Origin of the sequence: Streptomyces sp. RPA4-2 (genome assembly GCF_012273515.2) — a bacterium.
GTDB classification, from domain to species: Bacteria; Actinomycetota; Actinomycetes; order Streptomycetales; family Streptomycetaceae; genus Streptomyces; species Streptomyces kaempferi.
Window position 1 is genome coordinate 328,301 of the sequence record NZ_CP050975.2, and the last position, 26,343, is coordinate 354,643.

The following is a 26,343-nucleotide window of genomic DNA, read 5'->3' on the forward strand; positions in this document are numbered from 1 at the left end:
GGGTCAGATCCTGCGGGTCCGGGGCCCGTTCACCGGTGTCGACGCCCTTGGACAGACAGAGGACCTGTTCGCGGGGGTTCATCTCTCCGGGAGAGGGGCCCTGCGCGGGGGCCGGTTCGCGGGTCAGTCGGCGGCGGCCAGTTCGCTGGTGACGGAGGCCCAGGTGTGGCCGGTGCCGGTGGTGTCGCTATCGGCCAGGCGGGTCCACGGGTCGGTGCCGAGGACCGCGGTGGCCTGTTCGCGCAGCCAGTGGTCGAAGGGGTCGGCGGAGGTGAGCAGGCGGCGGGCGGCGGCCTGCGGGTCGCGGGCCTCGATCTGGTGGACCAGGACGTCCCGGCCGTCGAGGGGGCGCAGGTCGAAGGACTCCCGGAGGATGCCGGCGCGGCGCCGGGAGGCCTCGTAGGCGTGCAGCCGCGGTCCGGCGAGCTCGGCCTGCAGGCGGCGCCAGCCCTCGGCCGCGCCGCCGGTCAGGGGCAGCAGGGCGCAGGCGCCGGTGACCGCCCGGCGGGCGGCGGCGCGGGCGGCGGTGCGGGCGGCGGGGGCGAGCCGGCGCATGCCGAGCACGGCCAGCATGTTGGACTCCACGCCGATGCCCCAGCGTTCGGCGATCAGGCCGTTGTCCAGCAGCCGCCACACCACGACGCCGGTGAACTCGATGACCTGCTTGGTGGGGGCGGCGCCCAGGAAGTCGCCCAGGTGGGTGCCGCGCCAGGTGTTGTGGATGACGACGTGGTCGCCGTGGGCGCTCATGTCCTCGATGGTCACGTGCAGGTCGGGGAAGCCCTCGCGCAGGCCGGCGATGGTGTAGCGGACTCCTTCGAGTCCTTCGGGGGCTCCGGGCAGCGGCTGGTGGTCGACCATGTCGGGGCTGTAGATCTCGTCCACGACCGAGAAGTCGCCCTGGTTGACGAAGGCGTCGAAGACCCGGCGGATGGTCTTCTTGTTGCGCTCCTCCACGCTCTGGCCGGTGCGCACCGTCTCTTGTATCGACACGTTCCATCCTTATGGCGTCGGCGCCCGCGAGGGGCGGCTCGGGGCTGGCGGGGGCGGGCGGGCGCCCGTCACCTGCCGGGGAAGGGGGCGTCCCAGGTGAGGGTGAGGCCCGCGTACACGTAGCGGCTGGCCTCGATGGCGAGCAGCAGGACGGTGTCGCCGGGGGTGATGCGTCCCTGGCTCCAGCCGGCGTCCAGGGCCAGCGGGACGGCGGCGGAGCCGGTGGCGCCGACGTCGGTGAGGTTTTCCACGATGGTCTTGCTCAGGGTGGTCTGGTCGGCGGCGGACAGTCCGGCGGTGCCGTACTCGCCGGCGAAGTACTCGGCGTTGCCCTCGGGCAGGACGCAGGCGTCGATGTCGTCGAGGGTGAGGCGGGAGCGGTGCAGCATGTCGTGGATGCCCTCGACGAAGACGCGGGGGCCGAACCGGGCGGTGCCGGGGATGTCGAGGCGGATGTCCATGAGGCGGGGGCGGCGCTGCTGTTCGGCGAGGGGGGCGTCGGTGCCGCCGCCGATGATGTGCATGCCGGGTTTGCGGGTGCCGCCCAGGGAGCGGGTGGCGAAGACGGGGCGCGGGCGGCCGGCGGCGGAGCCTTCCTCGCCGGCGCGCAGCACCATGGCGCCGGCGCCGTCGCCGAAGGTGTAGACGGTCAGGCGGTCGCGCATCCGTACGCGTTCGGGTTCGCGGCCCAAGAAGACGGGGGCGAGCAGGGGGGAGACGGCTTCCGCGCCGATGACCAGGGCGGTGGCGTAGGTGCCGTCGGCGAGCAGGCGGCGGGCGATGTCGAGGGCCTGGACGGCGCCGACGCAGCCGGCCCGGACCTCGATGACGGCGCAGCGTTCCAGGCCGAGTTGTTCCTGGACGTAGGTGGCGGCGACGGGCAGCAGGTAGTCGGGGCTGGCGGTGGAGACGACGATGAGGTCGATCTCGTCGGGGGTGACGCCGGCCCGGTCGAGGGCCTGGCGGGCGGCGGCGGTGGCCATGGCGGAGGTGCTGGTGGTGTGGGCGCCGGTGGCGGGGTCGACCATCCAGTGCCGGCGCTCGACCTGGATGCCGTCCAGGACGTCGTCGGGCAGCGGTCCGCAGACGCGGGCGAGGGCGTCGTTGTCGAGGGCCTCGCCGGGCAGGTGGGCGCCGGTGGCCAGGACGGACACGTGGCGTTCGGCGGGTGCGGGGGGCGGGGCGGGGGTGTGGGGCATGGTCAGTTCTCCGTTGCGGGACGCAGGACGAGGCTGATGTGGGTGCCGCCGAGGGAGGAGCTGTTGATGAGGACCGGGCCGGCCGGGGTGCCTTCCTGCCAGCCGGTGACGGCGAGCAGGGCGGCGAGCTGGGCGCCCGCGCCGACGGGTTCGCCGAGGGTCTGCTTGGGGGTGTGCACGGGGCAGCCGGACGCGGCGGCGAGCCGGCCGGTGGCGAGTGCCTCGGGGGCGTCGGCGCGGGTGAGTCCTGCGGCGTTGGCCCAGATCGCGGTCACCTCGCCGGGGTGCAGTCCGGCGTGGCCGAGGGCGGCGTGCATGGCGCGTTCGACGCCTTCGCCGTCCTCGTCCCAGCGGCCGACGCCGGCCGCGTCGCAGGCGGTGCCGTGGCCGGCGAACTCGGCCAGGACGCGGGCGCCGCGGGCGCGGGCGCTCGACTCGCGTTCCAGGACCAGGGTGATGCCGGCCTCGGCGAGGGTGTAGCCGGTGTCGGTGAACAGCGGCAGGCCGCGGTAGGCGGTCAGGACGCCCGGGGAGAGGTCTTCGACGGCGGGGCACAGGACGGCGTCGGCGCGGTGCTGCAGCAGCAGGTCGTGGGCGACGGTCAGGGCGGAGGCGCCGGCCGCGTGGCCGGTGGTGACGGTGGAGGTGGGGCCCTTGGCGCCGACGTGCATGGCGACCTGGCCGGCGGCGGCGTTGAAGACGGTGTTGGGGAAGATCGCGGGGCTGCCGTGGTCGGGGCAGCCGCCCAGGACGGGCAGCAGGAAGTCCTCGATGCTGCGCATGGGGCCAAGGCCGGTGCCCAGCACGACGCCGGTGTGCTCGTCGGCGTCCAGGCCCGCGTGGGCGAGGGCGGCACGGCAGGAGGCGACGGCGAGCTGGGAGAGTCGGTCCATGCGGCGGCGGTCGCGGGCGCTGATGTGTGCGGCGGGGTCGAAGTCGGCGCGGGCGACGTGCAGTCCGTCCTCTTCGGTGCCCAGCCGTCCGCCGTGCTGCCAGGCCTCCCACAGGGCGTCCAGGCCTTCGCCGGCCGCCGTGATGGCGGCGCCGCCGGTGATGACGACCTTCTCCGCGGCGGGCGGGGCCGGTACGGAGAAGCGGCGGCCGGAGGGCCAGCCGAAGGCGACGCAGGCGTTGGCGCCGGCGAAGGCGAAGTTGTTGGACAGGGCGGCGTTCATGGCCAGTTCGCGGCCGGTGTCGGGGACGGCGTCGAGTCCGCATTTGGGGTCGGTGCCGGTGAAGTTGGCGGTCGGCGGGGCGGTCTGTTCCACCAGGGCCTGGACGGTGATGATGGCCTCGACCGCGCCGGCCGCGCCGAGCAGGTGGCCGATCATCGACTTGGAGCTGCTGAGCGCGGTCTTGTCGGCGGCCTCGCCGAACGCGGCGCGCACCGCGTTGGACTCGGCGGAGTCGTTCTTGGGGGTGCCGGTGCCGTGGCCGTTGATGTAGCCGACGTCCTGCGGGGTGATGCCGGCGGCCTTCAGGGCGCCGCGGATGGCGCGGGCGGCGCCCTCGCCCTCGGGGTGCGGGGCGGTGGCGTGGTAGCCGTCGGCGGACAGGCCGTAGCCGAGGACCTCGGCCAGGATGGGGGCGCCGGCGGCGCGGGCGACGGACTCCTCGGCGAGGACCAGCATGCCGGCGCCCTCGCCGAGGGAGAGTCCGTCGCGGTCCTTGGAGTAGGGGGCGGCGGGCTTGGTGGACAGCGACTGCAGGCTGGTGAAGCCGGCGAACGCGGTCTCGGTGAAGGCGTCGCTGCCGCCGGCGAGCATCGCGTCCGCGCGGCCGGCGGAGATCGCCTCGGCGGCGTGCGCGATGGCGTGGGCGCCGGACGCGCAGGCGGTGTTGACGCTCAGCGCGGGGCCCTTGAGACGGAAGGCGCTGCTGAGTGCCTCGGCGATGGCCTGCGGGGGGACCAGCAGGTAGTGCCGGCCGTCGTCGGGGAGCGCGGTGCCCTCGTGGCTGCGGCGGGCGAGTTTCTCGGCGGTGCGCAGGCCGCCGTTGCAGGAGCCGAAGGCGACGCCCCAGCGTTCGGCGGGCAGCGCGCCGAGGCCCGCGCCGGCCATCGCCTCCTGCGCGGCGGTCAGCGCGAAGTCCATCGCCGGCTCGCGCTCGCGGCCGCCGAAGGAAGCCAGGTAGTCGTAGGCGGGCCGGGACGGGTGGGGTACCTCGCCGCCGATGGCCGTGCCGTAGCCGTCCATCGGCATGCCGCGGACCGGGCCGATGGCGGAATGCCCGGCCCGGATGCCCTCCCACAGCGCCGTGGCGCCCTCGCCCTGGGCGGTCACGGCGCCGACGCCGCAGACCACCACGGTCCGGGGCCGGGCCGCGGCGTCCGGCCGGGTGTCGTGGTCGTAGACGTCGGTCATGGCCGCACTCCTTTCGGGGATGCCGTGTGTTGCGGGCATTCCAGCTGTTGCGGGTGTCACAGGTATCGCGGGTATCGCGGGTGAACCGGATGTCGCCGATGTGCCGGGTGTGGCTGGCGTGTTGCCCGTTCCTGGCGTGCTGACTGTTGCTGGCGTGTCGGCTGTTGCTGGCGTGCCGGAGGTGGGGGGTGCGTCTGGTGTGTGGGGTATGGCGGGTGTGTCGGGCTGCCGGGTCACGAGGGCCGTCCCAGGGCGACGGCGACGGCCTGTCCCTCCAGGCCGCGGGCCAGGGCCAGGGCGCTGTCGGGGCGGGTGTGGCGGGGGCTGAGCGGGACGTAGTCGAGGTCGCACTCGGGGGCGGGGCGGTGCAGGTTGAGGGTGGCGGGCACGGTGCCGCTGTCCAGGGCGAGTGCGGCGACGGCCGCGTTCAGTGCTCCGGCGCCGCCGACCAGGTGTCCGGTCTGTGGTTTGACGCTGCTGATCTGGGCGGACTTGGCGGCGGTGCCGAGCGCGTCGTGCAGGGCGACGGTCTCGCTGGCGTCGCCCTGCAGGGTGGCGCAGCCGTGTGCGGCGATGTAGCCGCCGTCGGGGAAGGGGTGTTCGGCGTCGCGCAGGGCGCGGGTGATCGCGCGGGCCAGGCCGCGGGCGCGGGGCTGGGGGCTGGGCGGGCGGACGCAGTCGTTGCTTAAGCGCCGAATCCGGTGACTTCGGCGTAGCAGTGGGCGCCGCGGGCCAGGGCGTGTGCGCGTTCCTCCAGGACGAGCAGGGCGGCGCCCTCGCCGAACACGGAGCCGGAGCGGTCGCGGTCGAAGGGGCGGAAGGCCTCCTGGCCGAGGTCGGTGCGGGTGCTCAGGACGCCGAGGCCGTCCATCTTGGACATCGCCCACCAGCCGGTGGCGTCGTCGTAGCCGCCGGCGAGGACCACGTCGGCCTCGCCGCGGCGTACGGTGCGCATGGCCCGGCCGATCGCCATCGCGCCGGAGTCGGCGGTGCCGGCGAAGTAGGCGTTGGCGCCGCGGATGCCGTACTTCTCGGAGATGTGGAAGGCGGCGGCGGGCTGCAGTCCCTCGACGAAGAAGAGGGGGGCGATGACCGAGGAGGCGGTGCGGCCGAGGCGGTGCAGGTCGGGGGTGCCGTCGTCGGCGCGGACGGCCTGGAGCTGGGCGATGAGTTCGTCCATGCGGGGCATTTCCTTGTTGCTGCCGAGGAAGAGCCCGGTGCGCTGTCCCAGGTCGCTCTCGCCGTCCAGGCCCGCGTCGCGCAGGGCGAGGGTGGCGCCGGCCAGGGCCAGTTGGTCGCCGCGGCACAGCATGCGCAGGGTGCGCCGGCTCGCCCACCGGGTGGGGTCGAAGCCGTGGATCTCGGCGCCGATGCCGGTGCGCAGCGGGGCCGGGTCGTAGGCGCGCAGCGGGCCGATGCCGCAGCGGCCCTCCAGCAGGCTGTCCCAGGTCTCGGCGGCGCTCTGGCCGATCGCGGTCATCAGGCCGATGCCGGTGACCATCACGCGGCGGCGCTGCTCGCTCATGCTGTGCCCTCCCGGGTCGTCGTGGCGCTGAGCAGGGTCAGGGCGCGGACGGTGGCGACCACCCGGCCCTCGACCCGGGCGGTGGCCCGGCATTCGGTGCGCTGCGGGCTGTGCCGGCTCACCTCGACGGTGAGGTGGACCTGGTCGCCGGGGCCGACGAAGTGCTTGAAGCGCACCCCGCGCACGCCGGCCAGGCACCAGGCGCCGGGGCCGGCGGCGGTGCGGGCCAGGGCGGCCAGGCTCTCCAGCAGCAGGACGCCGGGCAGGACGGGGTGGCGCGGGAAGTGGGCGGTGAAGCACTCCAGGGTGGCCGGTACGTTGCGCACGGCCACGGCGCGTTCGCCCTCGGCGAGTTCCAGCAGCCGGTCGAAGGTAAGCAGTCCCCCGCGGCGGCCCGCGCGCGGCGGTGGCGGCGTCTTGCGGGGCGGTGGGGGCGGTGGGCTGCGGGGCGGTGGTGGTCATGTGTCCTCCCGCGGGGCGCCGATGACGAGGCTGGTGTTGCTGCCGCCGAACGCGAACGCGTTGATGAGGGCCGCGTCCACCGGCATCGGGCGGGCGGTGTGCGGCACGTAGTCGAGGTCGAGGCCGCGGTCGGGCTGGTCGAGGTTGACGGTGGGCGGGACCAGGCGGTGGCGGATCGCGCCGAGCGCGGCCAGTACGCCCAGGCCCAGGCTGGCCGAGGTGAGGTGGCCGGCCATCGACTTGGGGGCGCTGACGACCAGGCGGTGGGCGTCGTCGGCGAACACCTTCTTGATGGCGACGGTCTCGGACTGGTCGTTGCCGTGGGTGCTGGTGCCGTGTGCGACGACGTAGTCGATGCCGCCGGTGCCCACGCCCGACTCGGCCAGGGCCGCCTGCATGGCCTGGATCGCGCCGGAGCCGTCGGGCGGCGAGTCGGTGATGCGCCAGGCGTTGAGGGTGGAGCCGTAGCCGAGGACCTCGCCGAGGACGGGCGCGCCGCGTTCGCGGGCGGCGTCCAGGTCCTCCAGGACCACGGCGACGGCGCCCTCGCCGACCACGAAGCCGGAGCGGTCGGCGTCGAAGGGCCGTGAGGCGTGCTCGGGGTCGTCGTTGTGACGGTCGGTCAGCGCGCCCAGCAGGCTGAAGCCGAGCAGGTCGAGCCAGGTGGTCAGGGAGTCGTAGCCGCCGGCGACCATCAGCTGGGCGTCGCCCTCCTGGATGGCGCGGAAGGCTTCCCCGATGGCGTGTCCGGAGCCGGAGCAGGCGGTGGAGATGCCGATCATCGGCCCGGTCGCGGACATCATCCGGGCCATGGCGCTCAAGGGCACGTTCTGGTCGTCGGTCAGGGTGACGGCCGGCGGGTGGCACAGGAAGGCGTCCGGGCGGCCGGTGGTGGCGCGCAGGTGACCGACGTCGAGGAGGGCCTGCAGTTCGGGCCGGCCGACGCTGGCGCCCATGGCGACACCGCGCTCGTCGAAGGGGTACACGTCCTCGCCCAGGTCGTCGGCGCCCGCGTTGCGCAGTGCCTCCCAGGCGGCCGCGACGCCGAACTGGCCGACCCGGGAGAGGTGTTTGCGCCCCACCCGGGCCGGGATCGCGGCGGCCGCGTCGAAGTCCTTGACCTGGGCGGCGATGCGCACCGGGAAGCCGGAGGCGTCGAAGGTGGTGAGCGGGCCGACGCCGCTGCGTCCCGCGGCCAGGCCCTGCCAGGTGCTCTCGGCGTCGTTGCCGAGCGGGGTGACGGCCCCCACTCCGGTGATGGCTACACGGGTCATCCCACCGGCCCTCCGCCCTGCAACTGGTGCGCCATGCGCCGGGTGTCGGCCGGGTCGTCGAGGCGCTCGGCGTCGATGAGCGCGCACAGGATGCCGCTCGCGCTCAGGACGTCCTCGCCGTCCGCGGTCACGGTGCCGTCCAGGAGGGCGGCCTCCTCGGTCATCGACTCGATGGTGGCCCGCATGCGCAGTACCTCCCCGGGGCGTACGGCGCGGTGCGCGGTGGCCTCGCCGACGGCGAGGAGCGCGGCACGCAGCCGGTGGTCGGTGGAGAGCATGATCAGCCAGGTCGCCGACTGGCACAGCGCCTCCAGGGCCAGCCCGAAGGGCAGTGCCGGTCCGCTCCCGGTGTCCTGCCAGTAGGTCTCGTCGACGGAGGTGACCTTGCGCGCGGTGATGTGCTCCCGCGGCGTCCAGGTCTCGATCCGGTCGATCAGATGGAATCGCATCGTCGTCTCTTCTTCCGTTCCCTCACGGTCCGTTACGGACGGCCGATGCCCAGCTGGGCGGAGAACCCGCCGTCGACGCAGAGCAGTTCGCCGGTGGTGTAGCCGGAGTCGGGTCCGGCCAGGAACACCGCTGCCGCGGCGACCTGTTCGACGGTGGCGAAGCGGCGCAGCGGTATCTGCCGCTTGATGCTGCGGCCGCCGTCGCGCTGCATCACCCCCTCCACCAGGTCGGTCGGGGTGAACCCGGCCAGGACCGCGTTGACCCGCACGCCGAAGCGGGCGAGTTCGATCGCCGCGCAGCGGGTGAAGGAGTTCAGCGCGCCCTTGGAGGCCGAGTAGTTGGCCTGGCCGATCCAGCCGCGCTCGCCCATGGCCGAGGAGATGTTGACGATCGTGGCGTCGCCGTGGGCCATGAACTGCTCCATGACGGCGTGCGTGCAGTGGTAGGCGCCGCCGAAGTTGACCTTCATGACGTTCAGCCAGGCGTCCGGCGGCGCGTCGTAGATGAGGCCGTCGTCGCTGGTGCCCGCGTTGTTGACGAGGATGTCGAGGGAGCCGAGGTGGCGGGTGGCCTCCTGCACCAGGCGGGCGGCCTGCTGCGGGTCGGCGACGTCGGCGCCGATGGCCACGGCCCGGCCGCCCGCCGTCTCGATCTCCTTGACGACCGCGGCGGCGTCCTCCTGCCGGGAGCGGTAGTTGACGGCGACGGCCGCGCCCTGCTCGGCCAGGGCCAGGGCGATGGCCCGGCCGATGCCGCGTGAGGCACCGGTGACCAGGGCGGTGCGGTCCTTCAGCTTCATCTGTCTCTTCCCGTTTCTGCTACGAGGTGGGCGGCGGCGGCCGGGGCCCGCGCGGACAGGGGCCGCCCCCGGCCGGCCGTCCGGCCGCCCGGGGGCGGGCGGACGGCCGGTGGTGCGCGGGAGGCGACGGGTGGTGCACGGGACGCCGCCTGCCCGCGCACCACCGGCCGGGAGGGGTCAGGCGGCGTTCTGTGCCGCGGCCCGCTCGGTCAGCAGGTCGGTGAGGTTCTGCACGGTGAACAGGCCCAGCACGCCCTCGGCGGTCAGCGGTTCGGCGAGCTGGCTGCGGTCGAACTGCGGCAGGACCTTCTCCAGGTGGGTGAGGCCGGTGTCGTTGACGACTTCGTTCTCGTCACCGAACTCCTCGTCGGGGATGCCGCCCTGGAGCAGGGCGGCGATGTCGGCCACGGTGATCTTCACCTTGGTGGCGCGCTCGATACGGAAGAGGATGTCGAGCAGGTCGATCGACTCGGCGCCCAGCTGTCCGAGCAGGGTCGCCTCGGCAACCGCCTCGGACTCGTCGATGCCGAGGGCGTCGGCGATGGCGGCCTGGACCGCGAAGAAGTAGTCGCTCGAGGTGGGAGTCAGGGTTTCGGACACCGTTGGCTGCCTTTCGGATGGGTCGTTGTGCGCTGCCGGCACCGAGGGCCGGCGCCGGAGGGACGGGAACGGGAGAGGAAGGAGGAGGCAGAAGAGACCGCAGGACGGGACGAGCGCGGACAGGGAGAGCGGGTGCGGGAGGCGGGGCGGGGGGCCGCCCCGCGCGGCGTGTCAGGCGGCGGCGTCAGGGGCGGACTCCTGCCTCAGCTCGCGCAGCAGCGCGGTGATGCGGCGCGCGTCGTGGGTGCTGCGCACCACGGAGTGGACGCCGGTGCGGTTGGCGAAGCCGCTCAGCACCCGGCCGGGGCCGGCCTCGAGGCAGCCGCCCGTCCCGTGTGCTCCCGCGGCGCCCAGCACGTCCACCCAGCGCACCGGCCCGGCCAGCTGACGGCGCAGCAGGTCGCGGGCGTGGGCGCCGTCGCGCACCAGGGTGCCGGTGACCGAGCTGATCACGGGCAGCCGGGGCGCGGCGAAGGTGACGCGCTCCAGTTCGGCGGCGAACTCGTCCTCGATCGCCCGCATCAGCGAGCAGTGGAAGGGCGCCGAGACCTTCAGCGCCACCACCCGTTCGGCGCCCGCCGCCAGCGCGAGGCGGGCGGCCTCCTCGACCGCCGCGCGCTGCCCGGAGATGACCGTCTGGCCCGGCTCGTTGTAGTTGGCGATCTCCACCACGCCCAGCGGGGCGCAGCCGGCGCAGATCTCCTCGATCCGGCCGGGGCCCAGGCCCAGTACGGCCGTCATCGCCCCGCCGGCCCGGCGCGAGACGCCGGCCATCAGCTCGCCGCGGCGGCGCACCAGCCGCAGCGCCTCGTCGGCGCCCAGCACCCCGGCGGCGACCAGCGCCGTGTACTCGCCCAGACTGTGCCCGGCCACCACGGCCGGCACGAACCCGGCCTCCGCGCGCAGCACTTCGAGCACCGCGAGGCTGGTGGCGACGATGGCGGGCTGGGCGATCTCGGTCGGGGCCAGCTCCTCCTCCCCCGCCGTGCTGCACAGCGCGGTCAGCGGCAGGCCGGTGGCGTCCTGCGCGCGCGCCAGGACGCGTCCGGCGGTGCGGGGGTGCTCACGCAGCAGATGTCCGGCCATGCCCGCGCGCTGCGAGCCCTGCCCGGGAAACATCGTGAAGAAATTGTCGATCATCCCCGTTCCTGCCTCACTGAGTTGACGAAAGCGCCGGAGAAAGGTCATCGAGCCGTCGGCGAGCGGATCTCGATTCTGTGAATCTGGCACGGAGTTCTGGCGCATTCCTCGAATGCGTCTGGACCGGCGGTACCGCGCCGGATTCCCTCCGCCGCATTCGCCCCTTCCCGGCGGTGCCCTTTCCGCCCGGGGTCCGCCGGGATTCCACCCGGATTCCACCCGGACCGGGCTTTCCCGCCCCGCCCCCCTTGACCATGTTAGTGATCAACCACTAACTTGCGGTCATGGTGAGGATGAGTGCAGACGAGCGGCGCGAGAGCGTCATCCGCGCGGCCATGAGCGAGTTCGCCCGGGGCGGGTACGACGGCACCTCCACCGAGGCCGTGGCCCGGCGCGCGGGGGTGTCGCAGCCGTACCTCTTCCGCCTCTTCGCGGGCAAGCGGGCGCTGTTCCTCGCGGCGGCGCGGCGCTGCCTGGCCGACACCACACGGCTGTTCGCCGAGGCGACCGAGGGGCTGAGCGGCGAGGAGGCGCTGCGCGCGATGGCCAACGCGTACACCCGCGTCATCCTCAAGGAGCCGGAACGGCTGCTGATGCAGATGCAGGTGTACGTCGCGGTGGCGGCGTGCGAGGCGGAGGGGGACACCGGGTTCGGCGAGGCGGTACGGGCCGAGTGGCAGCGGCTGTGGGACACCGTCCATCTGCCGCTGGGCGCGGACACCGGCCAGACCACCACGTTCATGGCGTACGGGATGCTGGTCAACGTCCTGGTCTCCCTGGGGTTCGCGCCCGACGACCCGGTCTGGGACGGGCTGTACCCGGCGGCGCGGGCCGGGGCGCGGCCGGGGGCGCTGCAGCGGACGGCTCCGCCGGGCTGACCGGGGGCGCGGGTCCCGGCCGGGGGTGTTTCCTGGCGGAGCGTCAACGCTTAGCTGCTGCCCGTTCCGTTGCGGCCCGGCCGCCGACGCTCCCGCCGCCCTCATGGCGGGAGCGCGGCCCGGGCGGATGCCCCGGCGGCCGACGCGCGCGGGCGGCGGGGGCGGCGGCGGCCGGGCGCCCGGGAGCACCTCGCACCGGGGGTGGACCCCGGACCAGGGGCGGCCGGGCGCCCGGGAGCACCTCGCACCGGGGGCGTGCCCCGGACCAGGGTGGCCCCCGGGCCAGGACCGGAGCGGGGCGGCGGCCCACGACGGTGGGGGCCTGGGACCGGTGCGTGGCGGTTCGGGCCCGGCGCGGGTCCATGGTGCTGCCGGCCTGGCGCTGGTCCACCGTGGTGCCGCCCCGGAGCCCGGTCGGGCCGGTCCACCGGGGCCCGAAGCCGGGCCGACTCGGTTTGACGGGGTGCGGATTCGGGGTCAGTCCACGGTGGTGCGGGGGCGGGGACCGGGCCGGTCGGGCGGGTCCCGCGTGCCCAGCGGGTGCCGTAGGCGACCTGGCCCTTCTCCGCCGCGGCGAAGGCCTTGGTGTTCCAGTTCTTGCGCATGAACGCCTCGCGCGCCCGGATCAGCAGCGGATGCTCCACCGCGCCCATCCGCCCGATCCGCCAGGCGATCCGCTGCAGCGGCGCGGTGCGGGCGCGGCGCTCCTTCTCGTAGCGGCGCAGTGCCGCGACCGGGTCGCTGCCGGCGTGTTCCAGGTGCTCGGCGAGCACGAGGGCGTCCTCCAGCGCCTGGCAGGCGCCCTGGCCGATGTTGAAGGTGATGGGGTGCGCGGCGTCCCCGAGGAGGGTGACGCGGCCGTGGCCCCAGCGGCGTTCGGGGCGGCGGCCCTCGACGTCGCCCCGGATGATCCCCTCCTCCGGTGTGGCGGCGAGGATGTCGGCGACCGGTCCGCCCCAGCCGCGGTGGCGGCGCAGCAGCATCTCGCGCACGCCGGGCTCGTCGCGTCCGCCGGCGGGCCCGTTGGCCACGCTCATCCAGTGCACCAGGCCGGGCGCGACGTCGTAGTAGGTGAACCGGACACCGCGCCCGAACATCGCGTTGAAGGTCCCCGGCGGGATGCCGGGGTGCTGGAGGGGGGAGCGTCCGCGCCAGGCGATGTAGCCGCTGTAGCGGTTGTCGGCGGGGCCGAACAGGCAGTCGCGGACGGTGCCGTGGATGCCGTCGGCCCCGATGAGCAGGTCGCCCCGCTCGCTGCCGCCGTCCGCGAAGCGCACGGTGACCCCGTCCTCGTCCTGGTCGAAGCCGACCACGTGCGCCCCGGTGCGCACCACGGAGCCCTCCAGCGCGTCACGCAGCACACCGTGCAGGACGGAGCGCTCGACGGCGATCGTGGGCGCTCCGTAGCGCTCGACGAAGTCGCCCACCGGCCAGGCGCCCAGCACCTCGCCGCGGTCGGTGCTGAAGTGCGCGACCTGCTGCGCCGGGGCCGTCTCCAGGACCTGGCCCGCCACGCCCAGACAGTCCAGCGCGAGCACTCCGTTGGTCCAGATGTGCAGGCCCGCGCCGCCGTCGCGCAGCTCCTCGGCCCGTTCGAAGACCACACACTCCACACCGCTGCGCTGCAGCGCGAGGGCCGCGGCCAGGCCGCCGATCCCTCCGCCGGCGATGAGTACGCGACGGGCACGTCCAATGGCCATCTGGGTGTCTCCTCGTGGCGGTGCGGGCGGATGTCCTCGCAGGGCGCGGTACGGCGGACCGCCGCGGCCGGGCCGTCCCACGTCCTCGCGAAATCCCTTGCGGACTAATGGAGTTGTCAACGCTAGCATTCGAAGCACTGAACTTGATAGTGTCGGCAGGACATCTAGCATTGATAAACCCACGGGGCGGCACGGCCCTTGTGGCAACCGGCAGACGGACAAGGGTGGTTGTGATGGAAGCGCTCGTACAAACCCTGGCCGTGGTGGCCACGATGGCCAACGCGGTGGTCTACGGCACCGACGTCTTCTCCGCGATCGTCCAGCGGCCCGCCCTCGCGCACGTCGACGACGCGGTGCTGACCAGCACCATGGGGCAGATCCACCGTTTCGGGGACCGGCGGATGCCCGTCCCGGGCGTCTTCGGCCTGGTCGCCACCGTGGCCACGGCCGTCGCGGCCGGCTTCGGCGGCAGGACGGCGCCGGCCGTCGCCGCGGGGGTGGCGGCGCTGGCCCTGGTGGTGTGGCTGGCCGTCTACAACAAGGTCAGCGCGCCGGTGAACAAGGAGCTCACCGGCGCCGCCCTGGACTGCCGCACCGCACCCGACGCGCGGGGCCTGCAGCGCACCTGGGACAGCGTCATCAACGCCCGGGTCGTGCTGCAGGCGGTGGCCCTGGGCGCGATGTGCGTGGCGCTCGTGACGTCCTGACGACGCGGGCGGCGGACGGGACGGGGAGGGGATCCGCCGGGCGGGTCCCCTCCCCCACGTCCGCCCGCGTGCCGCCGCGGACGGTGGCGTCCTACTGCAGGGCGATGCTGCCCAGGACGTCCGCCTCCGTGTCCTCGTCCAGACCGTCGGTGACCTCACTGCCGAAGGCGGGGATGAGCTCCGGCTCGGGTCCTGCGGGATTCCTCTTCTTGCTGACCACGATGGTGTCCCTTCGGGCGTGAACGGCCAATACCGTACCGAGATTCACGAACCGGCACTCCACGCGTCAAGGCATGTTCCGCCCCGTCCACCGGAATTCGAGGCGCCGTCGAGAAAAACCCGGAAAAGCGGGAACTCTCAAATCCCCCCGGGCAGCGGGAAATCCACCGCGCCGGCCACTCGCATTTCCCCCGGCACCACCCTCTGCCGGCCCGGGTGCGCGGGATGGGGTGTACGGAGTGAGGGGTGCGGGGGTCAGGTGCGCGGGGTCAGGTGTGCGCGGGCCGTGGCGGTGTCCGGGCGGCGCCGTTCGTCGTGGGCGCGGCGCCGGACACCGTCCCGGCGGCGGGCACTTCACGGCCGCGTGGGCGGGCCGGTTACGGCCGCGTGGGCGGGCCCGGTTACGGGACGGCTCTCAGGCCGGCGGGGCGGGGGTGAGGGCGTCCGCGAGGGTGCGCCAGATCTCCGCCGCGAGGTCGATGTTGGCGTCGGCCTGGGCCTGCTGGGCCAGGGTGCGCAGGCCGTCCACGCCGGAGACGTCGCCGCCCAGGATCAGCAGCTGCTGGCGCAGGATCTCCAGCCGGACCCGGTCGCGGTAGGTCATCCTCGGCTCGTCCCCGGCCAGGCCGCCCAGCAGGGCGCGGGCATCGTCGTAGCGGCCGGTGGCGAAGGCCAGATCGGCCTTCAGCGCGGTCAGGTCCTGGCGCAGGGCGGGGGTGCCGACGAAGGCGAGGGCGGCCTCGGCCTGCTCCGCGCAGCGCTGTGCCTGTGCGGGGTCGGCGGGCAGTTTCTGCAGGTGCAGCCGGCCCGCGGCGAGCCGCAGTCTGAGCCACAGCACCAGGTCCTCCTGGCTGCTGAAGCGTTCCAGGGCCTCATCGAGGCAGTGCTGCGCGCCGGTGTGGTCGCCCTGGCGCACCCGTACGGCGGCGGCCGTCCACATCGCCTCGGCCCACAGCGCGTCGCTGCGGCCCTCGACCAGGGCGGTGAGTTCGTCGGCGTGCACCCGGGCCTCCGGCACCTGTCCGGCCTCCGCCTGGACGGACACCAGGGCCAGCAGCGCGGCGGCGCGGTCCTCGACGCCCAGGTCCTCGCCCAGGGCGAGCCGGTGGGCGGCGACGGCCGCGTCAAGGGCGGGGGTGATCTCGCCGAGTGAACGCAGGCAGCGCGCCAGCCGGGTCAGGCCGCGCACCCGCAGCTCGGCCAGGCCCACCTCGTCGCCGAGCGCGACGAGGTGGCCGAGGTGGGCGCGCTCCGCGGCGTGGTCGCCCTGCAGGCGGGCGGCCCTCGCCAGCAGCCACAGTGCCTGCCAGCGCAGCACCGCGCTTTCGTGGCCCTCGGCGGCGAGTGCCGAGCGCAGTGCCTCGATGGCGTCCGCGGAACCGGTGGAGGAGGCCAGGGTCAGGGCGTGGGCCAGTGAGCCGGTGACCGGCTCCTCGAAATCGGCGGCCTTGAGACCCAGCCGGTCGGCGAGGTAGGCCACGGCCCGGTCGGTGGGCTGGCGCGCCCCGGATTCCAGCCGGGAGAGGTAGCCGGTGGACATGCCCTCACCGGCCAGTGCCGTCTGCGACAGCCCCCGGGCCGTCCGGAGCTTCTTCAGGCGGTTTCCGAACGCGGGCTGTCGCAGCATGATTCGAATCCCCTGGGGTGAGCGGGCAAGAAAGTTTCGCCGGGAGCCGCCCCGAGCGTAGGGCGCCGGGCAACACGCGGGCAAACCTTTGCCAGGCCCGGGGCGGAAATCTCGTGCGGGCCTCACGCCCGTCTCACGTGTGTCTCATGTCGGTCTCGTGCGCTTCTCCAGCGTTCCTCCGGCGCGGCCGGGCAGGCTCGGCATCATCCGGCCGGCGCACCCGGCCGGCGTGGAGTCCTTGCGCATGTCAAACGTCAGGGAGTCGACGATGAGGCCATCGGTGTGCGCGCACCGGGCGGCGCGGACGGCCGCCGCGGGACACGGCGGCCGGGCCCGGTACCGGGCCCGGGCCCCCTCCGACGAGGACATCGGCTGGCCCAGACGGTGCGCCCCGCCCGCCGCGTAGCACCGGCCCCCGCCACGCGCCCGCATCCCCTCCGCCCTCCCCCACCGAGCGCCCGGGTCCACGGCCCGCACCGGGTCCGGAGCAGCGGCAGGTCCAAGGACGCGGACCGGGCCGGGAACGGGATCGGGCGGGTACAGGTCCGGGAAGATCGCAACCATCGGTGCCGCACACGGGTCTTCGGGGCATGGACAGGATCGGGTACCGCAGCGGGACGCACCTACGGCAGCTGGCAGGGTTCGCGTGGGTGCAGGCGCGCTGCTGCGCGTTCTCGTGCGCGCTGCTGGGCGCTCTGGCGATCTCGGTGCTGCTGCCGCCGCTGCCGGTGGCGCGCTACGACCTGCTGCTGGCGTACGGGGTGGTGCTGACCGGCGTGGGTTTCGCGCTGGGGTGGGAGACCTCCCGGGAGGTGGCGGTCGTCGCGGTGTGCCATGTCCTGGGACTCGCCTTCGAGCTGGTGAAAGTGCGGGCCGGTTCGTGGAGTTACCCACAACCGGCGCTGACCAAGGTCGCCGGTGTGCCGCTGTACGGGGGGTTCATGTACGCCGCGGTGGGCAGTTACGTCTGCCGGTCCTGGCGGCTGCTGGACCTGGCCCTGACCGGCTACCGGGCGCGTGTCACCGCCGTCCTGGCCGGCGGTCTGTATCTCAACTTCCTGACCCGGCACTGGCTTTTGGACGTGCGCTGGCTGCTGGGCGGTCTGCTGCTGGCCGCGACCGCCGGGGTACGGGTCCACTTCACCGTCGGTGCGCACCGCCACCGGATGCCGCTGGCGCTGTCGTTCGTCCTGATCGGGTTCTTCCTGTGGCTGGCCGAGAACATCGCCACCTACTTCGGAGCCTGGAGATACCCCTACCAGCTCCACGGCTGGGAACCCGTCTCCGCTTCCAAATGGATCTCCTGGGCCCTGCTGATCAGCGTCACCTTCGTCATCTGCCGGGCCCGTCACCCCGCCCGGCCCGGCGATCCCGCGCAGAACCAGACCTCGAAGCTTACTCCGGGGCCGGGCTTGAGGGCGGGTCAGGCCAGGGGGCGGGCGGCCGGGGGCGCAGGCCGGACTCGAAGGCGTAGATCGCCGCGTGGACGCGGTTGCGCAGGCGCAGCTTGTGCAGCAGGTTCTGCACGTGGGTCTTGACGGTGTGCTCGGACAGGGTCAGGGCCTGGGCTATCTCGCCGTTGGACAGGCCGCGGGCCAGCAGGTCGAGGACCTGGCACTCGCGGTCGGTCAGCCGGTCGGGGCTGACCGGTGAGATCGGCGGGACGGGCGGGCCGGTGGAACGGCGCCCGGCCGGGGCCGGGGCGGGGCCGTGCGCGAGGGTGTAGCTTACCGCGGCCAGCACCACGGCGGAGGCCAGCTGGCTTACGGTGGCGGTGGTAAACAGTCGGCCGCGGTCGGTGCGGGCCGGACCGCCCAGGACCAGCAGCGGCAGGTCCCCGCCGCCGAAGGCCACGGGCTCGCGCTGCCCGTCGGCGAACGCGCCGTGGGCGACCAGGACATGCGGCGGCCGGGCGGCCAGCGCGCGCAGCAGCTCCGGCCCCGGTTCGCTCTCGCCGGTGACACGGATACCGGGGTGGCCCTCGAGCAGTGCCGTGATGCCGCGGCGGGCGAGCGGGTCCTCGCCGACCACGTGCACCCGCACCGCGGCCGGCGCGCCGGGCCGGGGGGCCGGGGCACGGCCGGCGTGTTCGTCGTGTGCGGGGGGCCAAGGAGCACCCGCAGTGCGGCGTGCCGCTCGTCCATGACGGCCTCCTCCCTCTGTCCGGGGATGTCCCGCCGGATCCCGGGATGTCCCGCCAGGTCACCGTAGGCGGCGGGGCTTAAGCATCGTGTCCGGTGCGCTCCAGCGGACCACGACCGGTCCGCTACCACCTCTCACCCCGCCGTCCCCGGGCCCGTCCCCAAGCCCCCGTCCCCAGGCCCGGTTCCAGACCCGGTTCCAAACCCGGTTCCGGGCCCGGTTCCGGGCCCGGTTCCGGGCCTCGTCTCAGGCTCCTGCTCCCAGGCCCCCGTCTCAGGCTCCCGGCTCAGGCCTCTGTCTCAGGCCCCTTCGGCCTGCGGCCCTGTGTCCCCGGCCCGTTGGCTTGCGGGCCACCGGCTCCAGACCGTCGGCTTGGCGGGCCGCCGGCATCGGCCACTTGTCCTCCGGGCCGATGCCGCCGGTTTGCCGTCCCCCAGGTTTCCTGTCCGGAGGTCCGGAGGTCCGGAGGTCCGGAGGTCCAGGGGTCCGGAGGTCCAGGGGTCCGGGGGGCCGCTGCTCTCAAGTCCCCTTGTCTGCAAGTCTCCTTGTCTTCTTGTCCCTGGGCCGGTTGTCCCGGGGCCGGTTGTCCCGCGGTCTGTGTCGGGGGGGCGGCCGGGGCGGGTCAGGCGGCGGCTTCCCCGGCGGCCAGGGCGTGCAGCCGCAGGCGCAGTTCGCGGCGGGCGGGCCGGCCGCCCGGCCGGCGGGGGACGGCGTCGAGGGCTTCCAGCCGGCGGATCTGCTCGCCCGGACCGAGCCGGGCGTTGGCCTGTTCGGCGACGGAGTCGAGGACGTCGAGGAGGCCGGGAGCATCGCCGTCGGGCGTCTCGCGCAGCACCACGCCGGCCCAGACCAGGGCGCCGCGCGCCGGGTCGGGCCAGTCCGCGACGATGCAGTCGGCCACCCGCGGGTCCTGGCCGATGACCCGCTCCACCACGCTGGGCGCCACCAGCGCGTCGTCGCAGGTGAACACGGAGCGGTGCGCGTCCACGAGGTGCAGTCCGCCGTCCGCGTCGAGGTAGCCCGTGTCACCGGTGGACAGCCAGCCGTCCGCGTCCCGCGGTGCCGCTCCGCCCCCGTCCGCCGGGCCGGGGCTCAGCTGCGGTCCCCGGATCTGCACCTCGCCGGTCGACCACACCGGGGCGGGCCGGGTGCCGCCGGGCAGGACGACCCGGCACTCGGTGCCCGGCAGCGGTACCCCGACCGCGCCGAGACCGGGCCGCGAGCCGGGCGGCTGGTGGTGGGAGAGAGTGAAGACCTCGGTCAGGCCGTAGCCCTGCAGAACGGACACACGCAGCGCGTCGCGCAGCGCACGGGCCCGTTCCGGCGCCAGTACACCGCCGCTGACATGAATGGCGCTCAGGTGCCGGCCCGGCAGATACGCCCGGCCCGTGGCCGGACGGGCGTCACCCGCCGGCCCGGAGTCACCCGCCGGCCCGGAGTCACCCGCCGGCCGGGAGTCGCCCGCCAGCCGGGGATCGCCCGCCAGCCGGTGCAGCCGGGCGGGCAGCCCGTAGTAGTGGGTGGCCTGTGCCCGCGCGGCCTCCTCCAGCGCCCCGAAGGGGTCCGGGTCCGTGCACAGCACCTGCCGGGCCCCGGCGTGCACGGCCGAGTTGAGGTGCACGGCGTGGTACTGCGGCAGATGGTTGAGGACGACGGAGGCGGCACCGAGCCGGTGGGCCAGCGCGGTCTGGGCGGCGCCCGCGACGAGATTGCGGTGCGTCAGCCGCACACCTCTCAGCCGGCCGCCGCCGTCCGGCGCGAACTGCAGGCACGCCACCGCGTCCACACCGGGCCGCACCGTGCGTACGGACCCGGCGGCGGGCACCCCGGCCAGAGCCGCGGACAGCGCCACCACCGCACAGGCCCCCTGACCACCGGACGCCTGACGGCCCGGCACCAAACCGCCGGACACCAAGCCACCGGATGCGGGACGGCCGGATGCGGGACGGCCGGATGCGGGACGGCCGGTGGGGTCCGTCACCACGATGGTGTGCAGCCGGGGCAGCCGGTCCGCGAGCGCGGCGAGCAGCGCGGCCAGCGGGCCGGGTACGAAGGCGATCTCGGCCCCGGCCGTCGCGCACACCTCGTGCAGCGCGGCCGGCCCCATCAGCGGATCGAGCAGGGCCAGCAGCCGGCCGCTGCGGACGGTGCCGTAGTACACGGCGGGGAAGGCGGTGTCGAGGGTGGTGGCCGCGGCGACGACGGCGTCGGCCCGGCGGACGGTGCGCCGTACGTAGTGGGCGATGCGGTCCGCGTCCCGGTCCAGGGCGGCGAACGTCACCGCGTCCTTGGCCGTGACCACGGCCGGGGCGTCGCCGTCCCGGTCCGCGGCCCGCCGCAGCAGGTCGTCCAGCGGGCTCTGCGGATACCTGAGGACGGACACGGTGGCCTCCTGGCTGCAGACAGCAGGAACAGCGGATGCCTCACAGTAGGTGTCCCGGCTCAAGAGGTCTTCGAAGCCCGCTGGAGATGCCCCCGGGCGCCGCCGCGCCGGCCGTTACGCGGGGACCGCGGCCAGGTGGCCCCCCACCGGCCGGGGCAGCGGGAAGCTGCGAAGCTCCGAGCGGCTCCAGGGGAAGCCGTAGCCGAGGTGGAGCACCGGGTCCTGGGCCGCGTCGGCGGGCACGGCGACGGCGACCAGCACACCGGGCACCGGCTCCAGTTCGACGAACCGCCACGGGCGGGCCGTGTCGTCGGCGGGCGGCGTGAAGGCGCGTACGCCGCGCTCGTCGTCGAGCGTGAAGACGAACGCGTCGAAGGGCAGTCCGAGACCGAGCCCGCGGGCCTTGGAATAGGCCTCCTTGAGCGTCCACACCCGCAGTGCCCGCCGGTCGCGGTCCGGGCCGGGCGCCGCCCGTTCGACCCACTCCCGCTCCGGGGCGGCGAAGGTGCGCACGATGGTGGTGATGGCCCGCTCGTCGCGGTCCTCCAGCCGTTCCACGTCCACACCGATGCGGTGGCGGCGCACGATGCCCAGCAGGCTGTAGCCGCCCGCGTGGGAGAGGTTGAAGTCCAGCTGGGCCCCGCCGCGCGGCAGTTCGCCCGGAGCGGGCCGCAGGAAGGGACGGCCCCGCGCGGAACGCCAGATGACCAGCTCGGCCTCGGCCAGGCCCGCCTCCAGCGCCAGTGCGCGCCGCACCAGGGTGTGGGCGAGCAGGTACTGGCGCCGGTCGCGTTCGAACAGGAAACGGCTCGCGGTCTTCTGCTCCTGCGCGTCCAGCCAGTGCGCGGCGAGCAGACCGGCGACCGCGGGCGGCAGGCCGTCGTTGGGACACAGCCACAGCTTGACCGGCTCGTCCGTGCCCGCGTCCGCACCCGCGACGGGAACCGCGGCGGACGCCGGGACCGGGGCCAGAGCCCGGACCGGGAACGGGGACGCGACCGCGGACAGCGACGGTGACGGGGGCGGGGGCGGGGGCGTCAGAGGTGCGGTCACCGCTGTGCTCCGTCCGTGCCGCCGTCGGGTGCGGGCACACCCGCGCCGGACGCCGTCCTGCCCGGACCGGACTCCACCGGCCGTGCCCCAGGCCCGTGTGGAGACCGGAACCGCACCGGAGACGGGGAGCGGACCTGGGACCGGGACTGGGACTGGGACTGGGTGTGGGGCTCGGACTCCGGCTCCGGCTCCGGCTCCGGCTCGGGATGGGGCTCTGGCTCTGGCTCCGGCTCCGGCTCCGGCTCCGGCTCCGGCTCCGGCTCCGGCTCCGGCTCGGGCTCGGGATGGGGCTCCGGCTCCGGCTGGGAGTGGGGCTCGGGTTGCAGCACGGTGGGGGGCAGTTCGATGCCCGCGGGGCCGGGGTGCGCGGGCAGTACGGCGCAGACGTCGGCGCCGGCCAGCCACAGCCGCGTCAGCTGTTCGAGGCGGCCGCCCTGCCACAGGGCGGCCACGTAGGCGCGGGTCTCCGCGAGCCCGTCGAGCAGTAGCGGTTCACCGGCGTCGCGCAGGTCGGCGCTGCGTACGCCCGCCGGGTGCCGGCCGGGGCCGGCGGGCTCGGCGAAGGCGGCCAGCTGTGCGGCCAGGCCGGTGACCGTGTGGGCGACCACCGCCAGGCGGCAGCGCAAAGCCGCCCGTCCCAGGCGCAGTTCGTGTGCGACCGCGGCGAGGTCCGCTCCGGCCGGCCCGCCGTGCTGGGCGGCGCCGGCCAGCCAGCGGGCGAACTGCCCAGCGGTGGCGGCCAGTTGACGGGGTGTGGCGGCGGACAGCAGCACCAGTTCCGCGTGTGCGGGGTGGCGGGTGGGCCGTGGCGGGGGCCGTACGGGGGGACGGTGCGCGGCGGGTGCCTCCTCCACGACCAGCACGGCGTCCGCGGCCGGCGGCCCGGACACGCCGACCAGGGCCCTGCGGGGCACCGCGGTGCCGTCGCCGCCGCGGGCCGGCTCCCAGACGGCGGGCGCCGCCCGGCCTGGTCCGGGCAGCAGCGTGGCGTGGCGCAGCTGCCCCACGGCACGGGCCAGGGCGGCCGCCCCGGCGACCACTCCCGTATCAGCCGCCGGGGCGGCCGCCGTCCGCGCGCTCTCCCGCACCGCGATGCCCAGCGCCTCCAGCCCGGCCTCCAGCCCGGCCTCCAGTCCGGCCTCCGGTCCGGCCTCCGGTACCACCGGGTCCGCACCTGGGCCGTCGGGGCCGGGGACGGCGGCCGGGGACGGCGGCGATGCGGTCCGCGGCGGCCGCGGGCCGCTGTCCGGCCCGTGCGGACCGGCGGCCGGGGCCGGCAGCCCGGCCGCGGCCAGGGCCCGGCCGACCAGCCGGGCGTGGTGCGGTACGGCTCCCAGGCGGCCCGGGTGACCGGCCGCGCCGGCACGGATCACCGCGTACACACGGTCCCCGGCGGCGCGGGCCGCGGCCAGCGGCCTGAGCAGAACGACCACCACTCCCCCGCCGCCGTCCCCGACACCACCGGCATCCGTGGCGGTGCCGGTGGGGGTGGGGGTGGGGGTGGGGGTGGGGGCTTGGTGTGCCGGACTCGGTGGCAGTTCGACGGCGGCGGCCAGCGCCGCCTCGCACTCCCCCGCGCGCAGCGCGCCGAGCGCGAGGTGCAGCGCGGTGAGGAAGGAGGACGCGCCGGTGTCGACGCTCAGGCTGGGCCCGCGCAGGTCGAGCAGTCGCGACAGCCGCCCGGCCGGTCCCGCCCCGCCCGGCAGGTGCTCGCCCATCAGGTGTCCGCCCGGCGTGCCGCGGGGCGGGCCGGCGGCGATGTAGACACCGACGCTGCGCCCTGTGCGGTCGGGGCCGGTGAGCCGGTCGGTCCGCGCTCCGGCGTATCCGGCGCTCTCCAGGGTCTGCCACGCGCTGCGCGCCAGCAGCCGTTCACGGCAGTCCAGGGCGGCCGCGCCCGCGGCGTCGAGGCCGAACAGGGCGAGCAGGCCGGCGTCGAACTCCCGTGTGCCGTCCGTGAAACGGTCCCCTCCCCGCGGGGGCGAGGCCGTGGGGGCGTGCTGTTGCAGGGCGTGGCGCCAGAAGGCCTCCAGATCGCCGGCGTACGGGAAACAGCCCTGCATCCCCACGACGGCGCACGGCTCGGCGCCGCCGGAACCGGGGCCGGACGGCGGTTCGCGGTCCGCCGCCGCGGGCGGCGCCGCGGGGCCGGGCCTCGCCGGCGCCGCGGCCGGTGGTGCGGGGGCGCCGCCCAGCAGGGCCACGGCGTGCTCGCGCTGCAGGGTGCCGCCTTTGAACCGCGTCAGGATCTCGCGGGTGTCCATCACCGTGTGCCCTTCGTGTCAGGCGGAGCGGGCCGCAAGCAGGGCAGCCGCCTCGTCGATGCTGAGCACCTCGTCGCGCACCGCGTCCAGCAGGGCGTTCAGGTCGATCTCCACGGCCCGCGTCGGCCGGGCGGGGCGCGGCGCCGCGTCGGCCCGCCCGGCCGCCGCGGCCGGCACGGACTCGGCCACAGGCACGGGACCGGGTGCGAGTGCGGGGCCGGGTGCGGGCACGGGACCGGGTGCGGGTGCGGGTGCGGGTGCGGGGCCGGTGGTGCGGGTGTCTGTCACCTGCGCGGTGACGTGCGCGGCCATGGCCGCGAGGTCGGGGTGGTCGTAGAGCAGGTCGGTCTGCTCGCTGAGGCCGTAGGTGCGGTTGATGCCGGCCAGGAACTCCGCGGCCAGGATGGAGTCCAGTCCCAGTGCGGCGAACGGCGCGCTCACGTCGATGTCCTGCGCGGCGCAGTGCAGGATCCCGGCGAGCTGCGTGCGCAGGGTGTCGGTGACCGTGTCCGGCCCCGCGACGGGCCACGCTCCCGCACCGCGCACCGGGGCCGGGACCAGGGTGGGGGTGGGGCGCGGCGGGGGCCCGGGTGCGGCGAGTTCGGCCGCGACGTGCCGGGCCAGTGCCGCCGGGGTGGGGTGGTCGTACAGGGCGGTGGCCGCGACCTGGGTGCCGTAGCGGGCGTTGAGCGCCGCGACGAACTCGAGGGACAGCATCGAGTCCAGGCCCAGCAGCCGGAAGGACTCCTGTGTGTCGAGGGTCTGCGGCTCGACACGCATCATGCCCGCCAGTACCGCGGTGAGCTCGGCGAGCACGTCGGCCGCCGGCGTCGGCGAGGCCGTGTGCGGGTGAGGGGCGGAGGTCATGGTGGGCGTCTCCAAGGGTCGGATCCCGGGTGGCCGTCCTGGCATTGTGGGCGCCGCCGCCACCGCGCCACATCCCCGGCCGTGGTGATCCCCGCCGAAGGCGGCTGGCTCCCGGGAGCCAGCCGGCGCCCGGACCCTCCGCCCAAAGAATGAGCCGCCCGCCCGCCAGGTCCATCCGCCGCGCGGATACGGCGTGTTCACCCGGCTCACGCATCGGCGGCCGGCCCGCACACCCACCCGGCCCGACCGCACCACCCGGCCCGACCGCGCCACGGCCATCCGGACCGCCCGCACTCCTCGGGCCGTCAGGGCCATCCGGACCGCCCGCACCACGCGGCCCGTCGGGGCCGCCCGGACCGCCCGGACCGCCCTCGGATCGCCCGGACCGCCCGGACCGCCCGGACCGCCCGGACCGCCCTCGGATCGCCCGGACCGCCCGGACCGCCTGGGCCTCTCGGATCGCCCGGACCTCTCGGGCCGCCCGAAGCGCCGTTCGGTCAGGTGCGGTTGCTGCCGCCCGCACGGCAGTGGCCCGTGCCGCTGCCGTGCGGGCGGTGCGCTTTCACCGGGCCCGTGCGGGCGCGGCAGGTCCCGCGCCGTCGAACGGTGCGGGCATCGCCGCCGTCTCCGGCGCCGCCGTCTGGATGGAGTGCTGCAGCCGCCGCAGCCGCGGCGAGGGCTCCAGGCCCAGGTCGTTGACGAGGGTGGCCCGCAGCTGGTGGTAGACGCTCAGCGACTCGCTGCGCCGGCCGGAGCGGTGCAGGGCCAGCATGAACTGTGCGTGCAGGTTCTCGTGGGTGCGGTACCGGCTGGTCAGCACGGTCAGTTCGGGCAGCAGTTCACGGTGGCGGCCCAGCCGCAGATCGGCCTCGATGCGCTGGTCCAGCGCGCACAGCCGGCTCTCCTCCAGCCGCCGGGTCTCCATCGCCAGCTGCGCCCCGGCCTGTACGTCGGCGAACGCGGCCCCCGTCCACAGCTGCAGCGCCCCGGCCAGGGTGCGGGCCGCCTCGGCGAAGGCGCCCTGGTCCATGGCCCGGTAGCCCTCCCCCGCGAGCCGCTCGAACTCGCGCACGTCACTGCTGCCGCCGCCGGAGACGAGCAGATAGCCGCCCGGCAGGGTCATCAGGACGTCCTTGGCGCCGCTGCGGCCGTGCTCGAGCGCCTGCGCGATCAGCTCGCGCAACTGCAGCACGTACGTCTGCAGGGTGGTACGGGCGCTGCGCGGCGGGGAGTTGCCCCACAGTTCCTCGATGAGGGCCGCGACGGGCACCACCTGGTCGGCCCGGAGCGCGAGCAGCGCCAGGACCTGCCGCGGTTTCGGCGCCGTCGGGGTGATGGACACCCCGTTCTCCCGCACTGCCAGTGCGCCCAGTACGTCGATGTCCACGCCGTCTCCCCTGCTCGGTGTCCCGTGCCGCACCCCCGATTACAAAACAGCGCATCCGGTCTGTCAATACCCGACCGTTCGTGCTGTTTCTGTGGGGGTGAGAGGAGACCGTCCGTCCGCGGTCCGCGCGCCGCCGGGGAGGGGCGGCTGCCAGGCTTTCCGTGCAACTCCGTTCTGTTCCGGTCCCGTTCCGGCCCCCTCCGGCCCGCTCCGGCGGGGCGGAAAGGCGGCGGGCGGGACCGGCCATATCCCGTAAAGCAGACCGCCGGGTCTGCTCTGGTGCGGAAGGCCGGGCGGAAAGCGGAGCGGCG

General features: G+C 75.1%; 22 protein-coding genes and 2 pseudogenes. 3 read left to right on the plus strand and 21 right to left on the minus strand.

Annotation, left to right across the window (positions count from 1 at the left end; genetic code table 11):
• Nucleotides 1-123 precede the first annotated feature (123 nt).
• The 12 genes and pseudogenes from HEP85_RS01140 to fabD all read right to left on the minus strand — a co-directional run bounded on the left by HEP85_RS01140 (nucleotide 124) and on the right by fabD (nucleotide 10,805).
• The gene (locus tag HEP85_RS01140) at nucleotides 124-993 is read right to left on the minus strand and encodes an ester cyclase (protein WP_168525320.1); all 870 of its coding nucleotides are present in this window, start codon (nucleotides 991-993) and stop codon (nucleotides 124-126) included.
• 68 nt (nucleotides 994-1,061) lie between these two features.
• Entirely contained in the window at nucleotides 1,062-2,192 is a 1,131-nt protein-coding gene (locus tag HEP85_RS01145; protein WP_329284323.1) for a 3-oxoacyl-ACP synthase III family protein, read from the minus strand.
• Between the two features lie 2 nt (nucleotides 2,193-2,194).
• Nucleotides 2,195-4,555, minus strand: coding sequence for a beta-ketoacyl-[acyl-carrier-protein] synthase family protein (locus tag HEP85_RS01150; protein ID WP_329524821.1), 2,361 nt, complete (start codon nucleotides 4,553-4,555; stop codon nucleotides 2,195-2,197).
• A 233-nt stretch (nucleotides 4,556-4,788) separates the two neighbouring features.
• Nucleotides 4,789-4,944 (minus strand): hypothetical protein, encoded by a 156-nt coding sequence (locus HEP85_RS01155; RefSeq protein ID WP_369658166.1) that lies wholly within the window; start codon nucleotides 4,942-4,944, stop codon nucleotides 4,789-4,791.
• Nucleotides 4,945-4,983: 39 nt separating this feature from the next.
• Nucleotides 4,984-5,274, minus strand: a pseudogene (locus HEP85_RS01160) (hypothetical protein); the annotation flags it as partial.
• Nucleotides 5,241-6,080 (minus strand): beta-ketoacyl synthase, encoded by an 840-nt coding sequence (locus HEP85_RS01165; protein ID WP_369657535.1) that lies wholly within the window; start codon nucleotides 6,078-6,080, stop codon nucleotides 5,241-5,243. The gene HEP85_RS01165 and the pseudogene HEP85_RS01160, both read right to left, overlap by 34 nt.
• Complete coding sequence (locus tag HEP85_RS01170; protein ID WP_369658099.1) at nucleotides 6,077-6,460, minus strand: 3-hydroxyacyl-ACP dehydratase FabZ family protein; 384 nt, start codon at nucleotides 6,458-6,460, stop codon at nucleotides 6,077-6,079. The genes HEP85_RS01165 and HEP85_RS01170 overlap by 4 nt, the downstream gene beginning before the upstream one ends.
• A gap of 78 nt (nucleotides 6,461-6,538) precedes the next feature.
• A complete protein-coding gene (locus HEP85_RS01175; protein WP_168525324.1) occupies nucleotides 6,539-7,816 on the minus strand; it encodes a beta-ketoacyl synthase in 1,278 nt (425 codons plus the stop codon).
• The gene (locus HEP85_RS01180) at nucleotides 7,813-8,265 is read right to left on the minus strand and encodes a 3-hydroxylacyl-ACP dehydratase (RefSeq protein WP_168525326.1); all 453 of its coding nucleotides are present in this window, start codon (nucleotides 8,263-8,265) and stop codon (nucleotides 7,813-7,815) included. The genes HEP85_RS01175 and HEP85_RS01180 overlap by 4 nt, the downstream gene beginning before the upstream one ends.
• 32 nt (nucleotides 8,266-8,297) lie before the next feature.
• Entirely contained in the window at nucleotides 8,298-9,065 is a 768-nt protein-coding gene (locus HEP85_RS01185; RefSeq protein ID WP_168525328.1) for an SDR family NAD(P)-dependent oxidoreductase, read from the minus strand.
• 177 nt (nucleotides 9,066-9,242) lie between these two features.
• Nucleotides 9,243-9,665, minus strand: a complete 423-nt coding sequence (locus HEP85_RS01190; protein WP_248001767.1) for an acyl carrier protein — start codon at nucleotides 9,663-9,665, stop codon at nucleotides 9,243-9,245.
• 171 nt (nucleotides 9,666-9,836) lie between these two features.
• Nucleotides 9,837-10,805, minus strand: coding sequence for an ACP S-malonyltransferase (gene fabD, locus HEP85_RS01195; RefSeq protein ID WP_329284336.1), 969 nt, complete (start codon nucleotides 10,803-10,805; stop codon nucleotides 9,837-9,839).
• Nucleotides 10,806-11,089: 284 nt separating this feature from the next.
• Here fabD and HEP85_RS01200 point away from each other — a divergent pair, with 284 nt between their 5' ends.
• On the plus strand, nucleotides 11,090-11,683 hold the full coding sequence (locus HEP85_RS01200) for a TetR/AcrR family transcriptional regulator (RefSeq protein WP_211117768.1): 594 nt from the start codon (nucleotides 11,090-11,092) through the stop codon (nucleotides 11,681-11,683).
• Between the two features lie 101 nt (nucleotides 11,684-11,784).
• On the opposite strand, the gene HEP85_RS01205 is transcribed toward HEP85_RS01200, so the two are convergent.
• Nucleotides 11,785-13,383, minus strand: coding sequence for an FAD-dependent monooxygenase (locus HEP85_RS01205; RefSeq protein ID WP_369657536.1), 1,599 nt, complete (start codon nucleotides 13,381-13,383; stop codon nucleotides 11,785-11,787).
• Between the two features lie 233 nt (nucleotides 13,384-13,616).
• Between HEP85_RS01205 and HEP85_RS01210 the strand changes: the two genes are divergently transcribed.
• Entirely contained in the window at nucleotides 13,617-14,090 is a 474-nt protein-coding gene (locus HEP85_RS01210; protein ID WP_168525334.1) for a DUF1772 domain-containing protein, read from the plus strand.
• A gap of 91 nt (nucleotides 14,091-14,181) precedes the next feature.
• Here HEP85_RS01210 and HEP85_RS01215 read toward each other — a convergent pair whose 3' ends face one another.
• Both HEP85_RS01215 and HEP85_RS01220 read right to left on the minus strand, forming a co-directional pair.
• Nucleotides 14,182-14,310, minus strand: coding sequence for a hypothetical protein (locus tag HEP85_RS01215; RefSeq protein ID WP_282189824.1), 129 nt, complete (start codon nucleotides 14,308-14,310; stop codon nucleotides 14,182-14,184).
• Nucleotides 14,311-14,724: 414 nt separating this feature from the next.
• Nucleotides 14,725-15,936: a helix-turn-helix domain-containing protein gene (locus tag HEP85_RS01220; RefSeq protein WP_168525336.1), complete on the minus strand. Its 1,212-nt coding sequence runs from the start codon at nucleotides 15,934-15,936 to the stop codon at nucleotides 14,725-14,727.
• Nucleotides 15,937-16,526: 590 nt separating this feature from the next.
• Here HEP85_RS01220 and HEP85_RS01225 point away from each other — a divergent pair.
• Nucleotides 16,527-17,474, plus strand: coding sequence for a DUF817 domain-containing protein (locus tag HEP85_RS01225; RefSeq protein ID WP_369657537.1), 948 nt, complete (start codon nucleotides 16,527-16,529; stop codon nucleotides 17,472-17,474).
• Here the strand turns inward: HEP85_RS01225 and HEP85_RS01230 are convergent.
• The 6 genes and pseudogenes from HEP85_RS01230 to HEP85_RS01255 all read right to left on the minus strand — a co-directional run.
• Nucleotides 17,464-17,979: pseudogene (locus HEP85_RS01230) on the minus strand (response regulator transcription factor); the annotation flags it as partial. The gene HEP85_RS01225 and the pseudogene HEP85_RS01230 sit on opposite strands and share 11 nt — an antisense overlap.
• Nucleotides 17,980-18,700: 721 nt before the next feature.
• Complete coding sequence (locus HEP85_RS01235; RefSeq protein WP_369657538.1) at nucleotides 18,701-20,461, minus strand: class I adenylate-forming enzyme family protein; 1,761 nt, start codon at nucleotides 20,459-20,461, stop codon at nucleotides 18,701-18,703.
• Nucleotides 20,462-20,575: 114 nt separating this feature from the next.
• The gene (locus HEP85_RS01240) at nucleotides 20,576-21,514 is read right to left on the minus strand and encodes a 4'-phosphopantetheinyl transferase superfamily protein (protein WP_248001773.1); all 939 of its coding nucleotides are present in this window, start codon (nucleotides 21,512-21,514) and stop codon (nucleotides 20,576-20,578) included.
• The gene (locus tag HEP85_RS01245) at nucleotides 21,511-23,778 is read right to left on the minus strand and encodes a beta-ketoacyl synthase N-terminal-like domain-containing protein (protein WP_369657539.1); all 2,268 of its coding nucleotides are present in this window, start codon (nucleotides 23,776-23,778) and stop codon (nucleotides 21,511-21,513) included. The genes HEP85_RS01240 and HEP85_RS01245 overlap by 4 nt, the downstream gene beginning before the upstream one ends.
• An 18-nt stretch (nucleotides 23,779-23,796) precedes the next feature.
• Nucleotides 23,797-24,645: a phosphopantetheine-binding protein gene (locus tag HEP85_RS01250; protein WP_369657540.1), complete on the minus strand. Its 849-nt coding sequence runs from the start codon at nucleotides 24,643-24,645 to the stop codon at nucleotides 23,797-23,799.
• A 562-nt stretch (nucleotides 24,646-25,207) separates the two neighbouring features.
• Entirely contained in the window at nucleotides 25,208-26,032 is an 825-nt protein-coding gene (locus HEP85_RS01255; RefSeq protein ID WP_168525345.1) for an AfsR/SARP family transcriptional regulator, read from the minus strand.
• Between the last annotated feature and the right edge of the window lie 311 nt (nucleotides 26,033-26,343).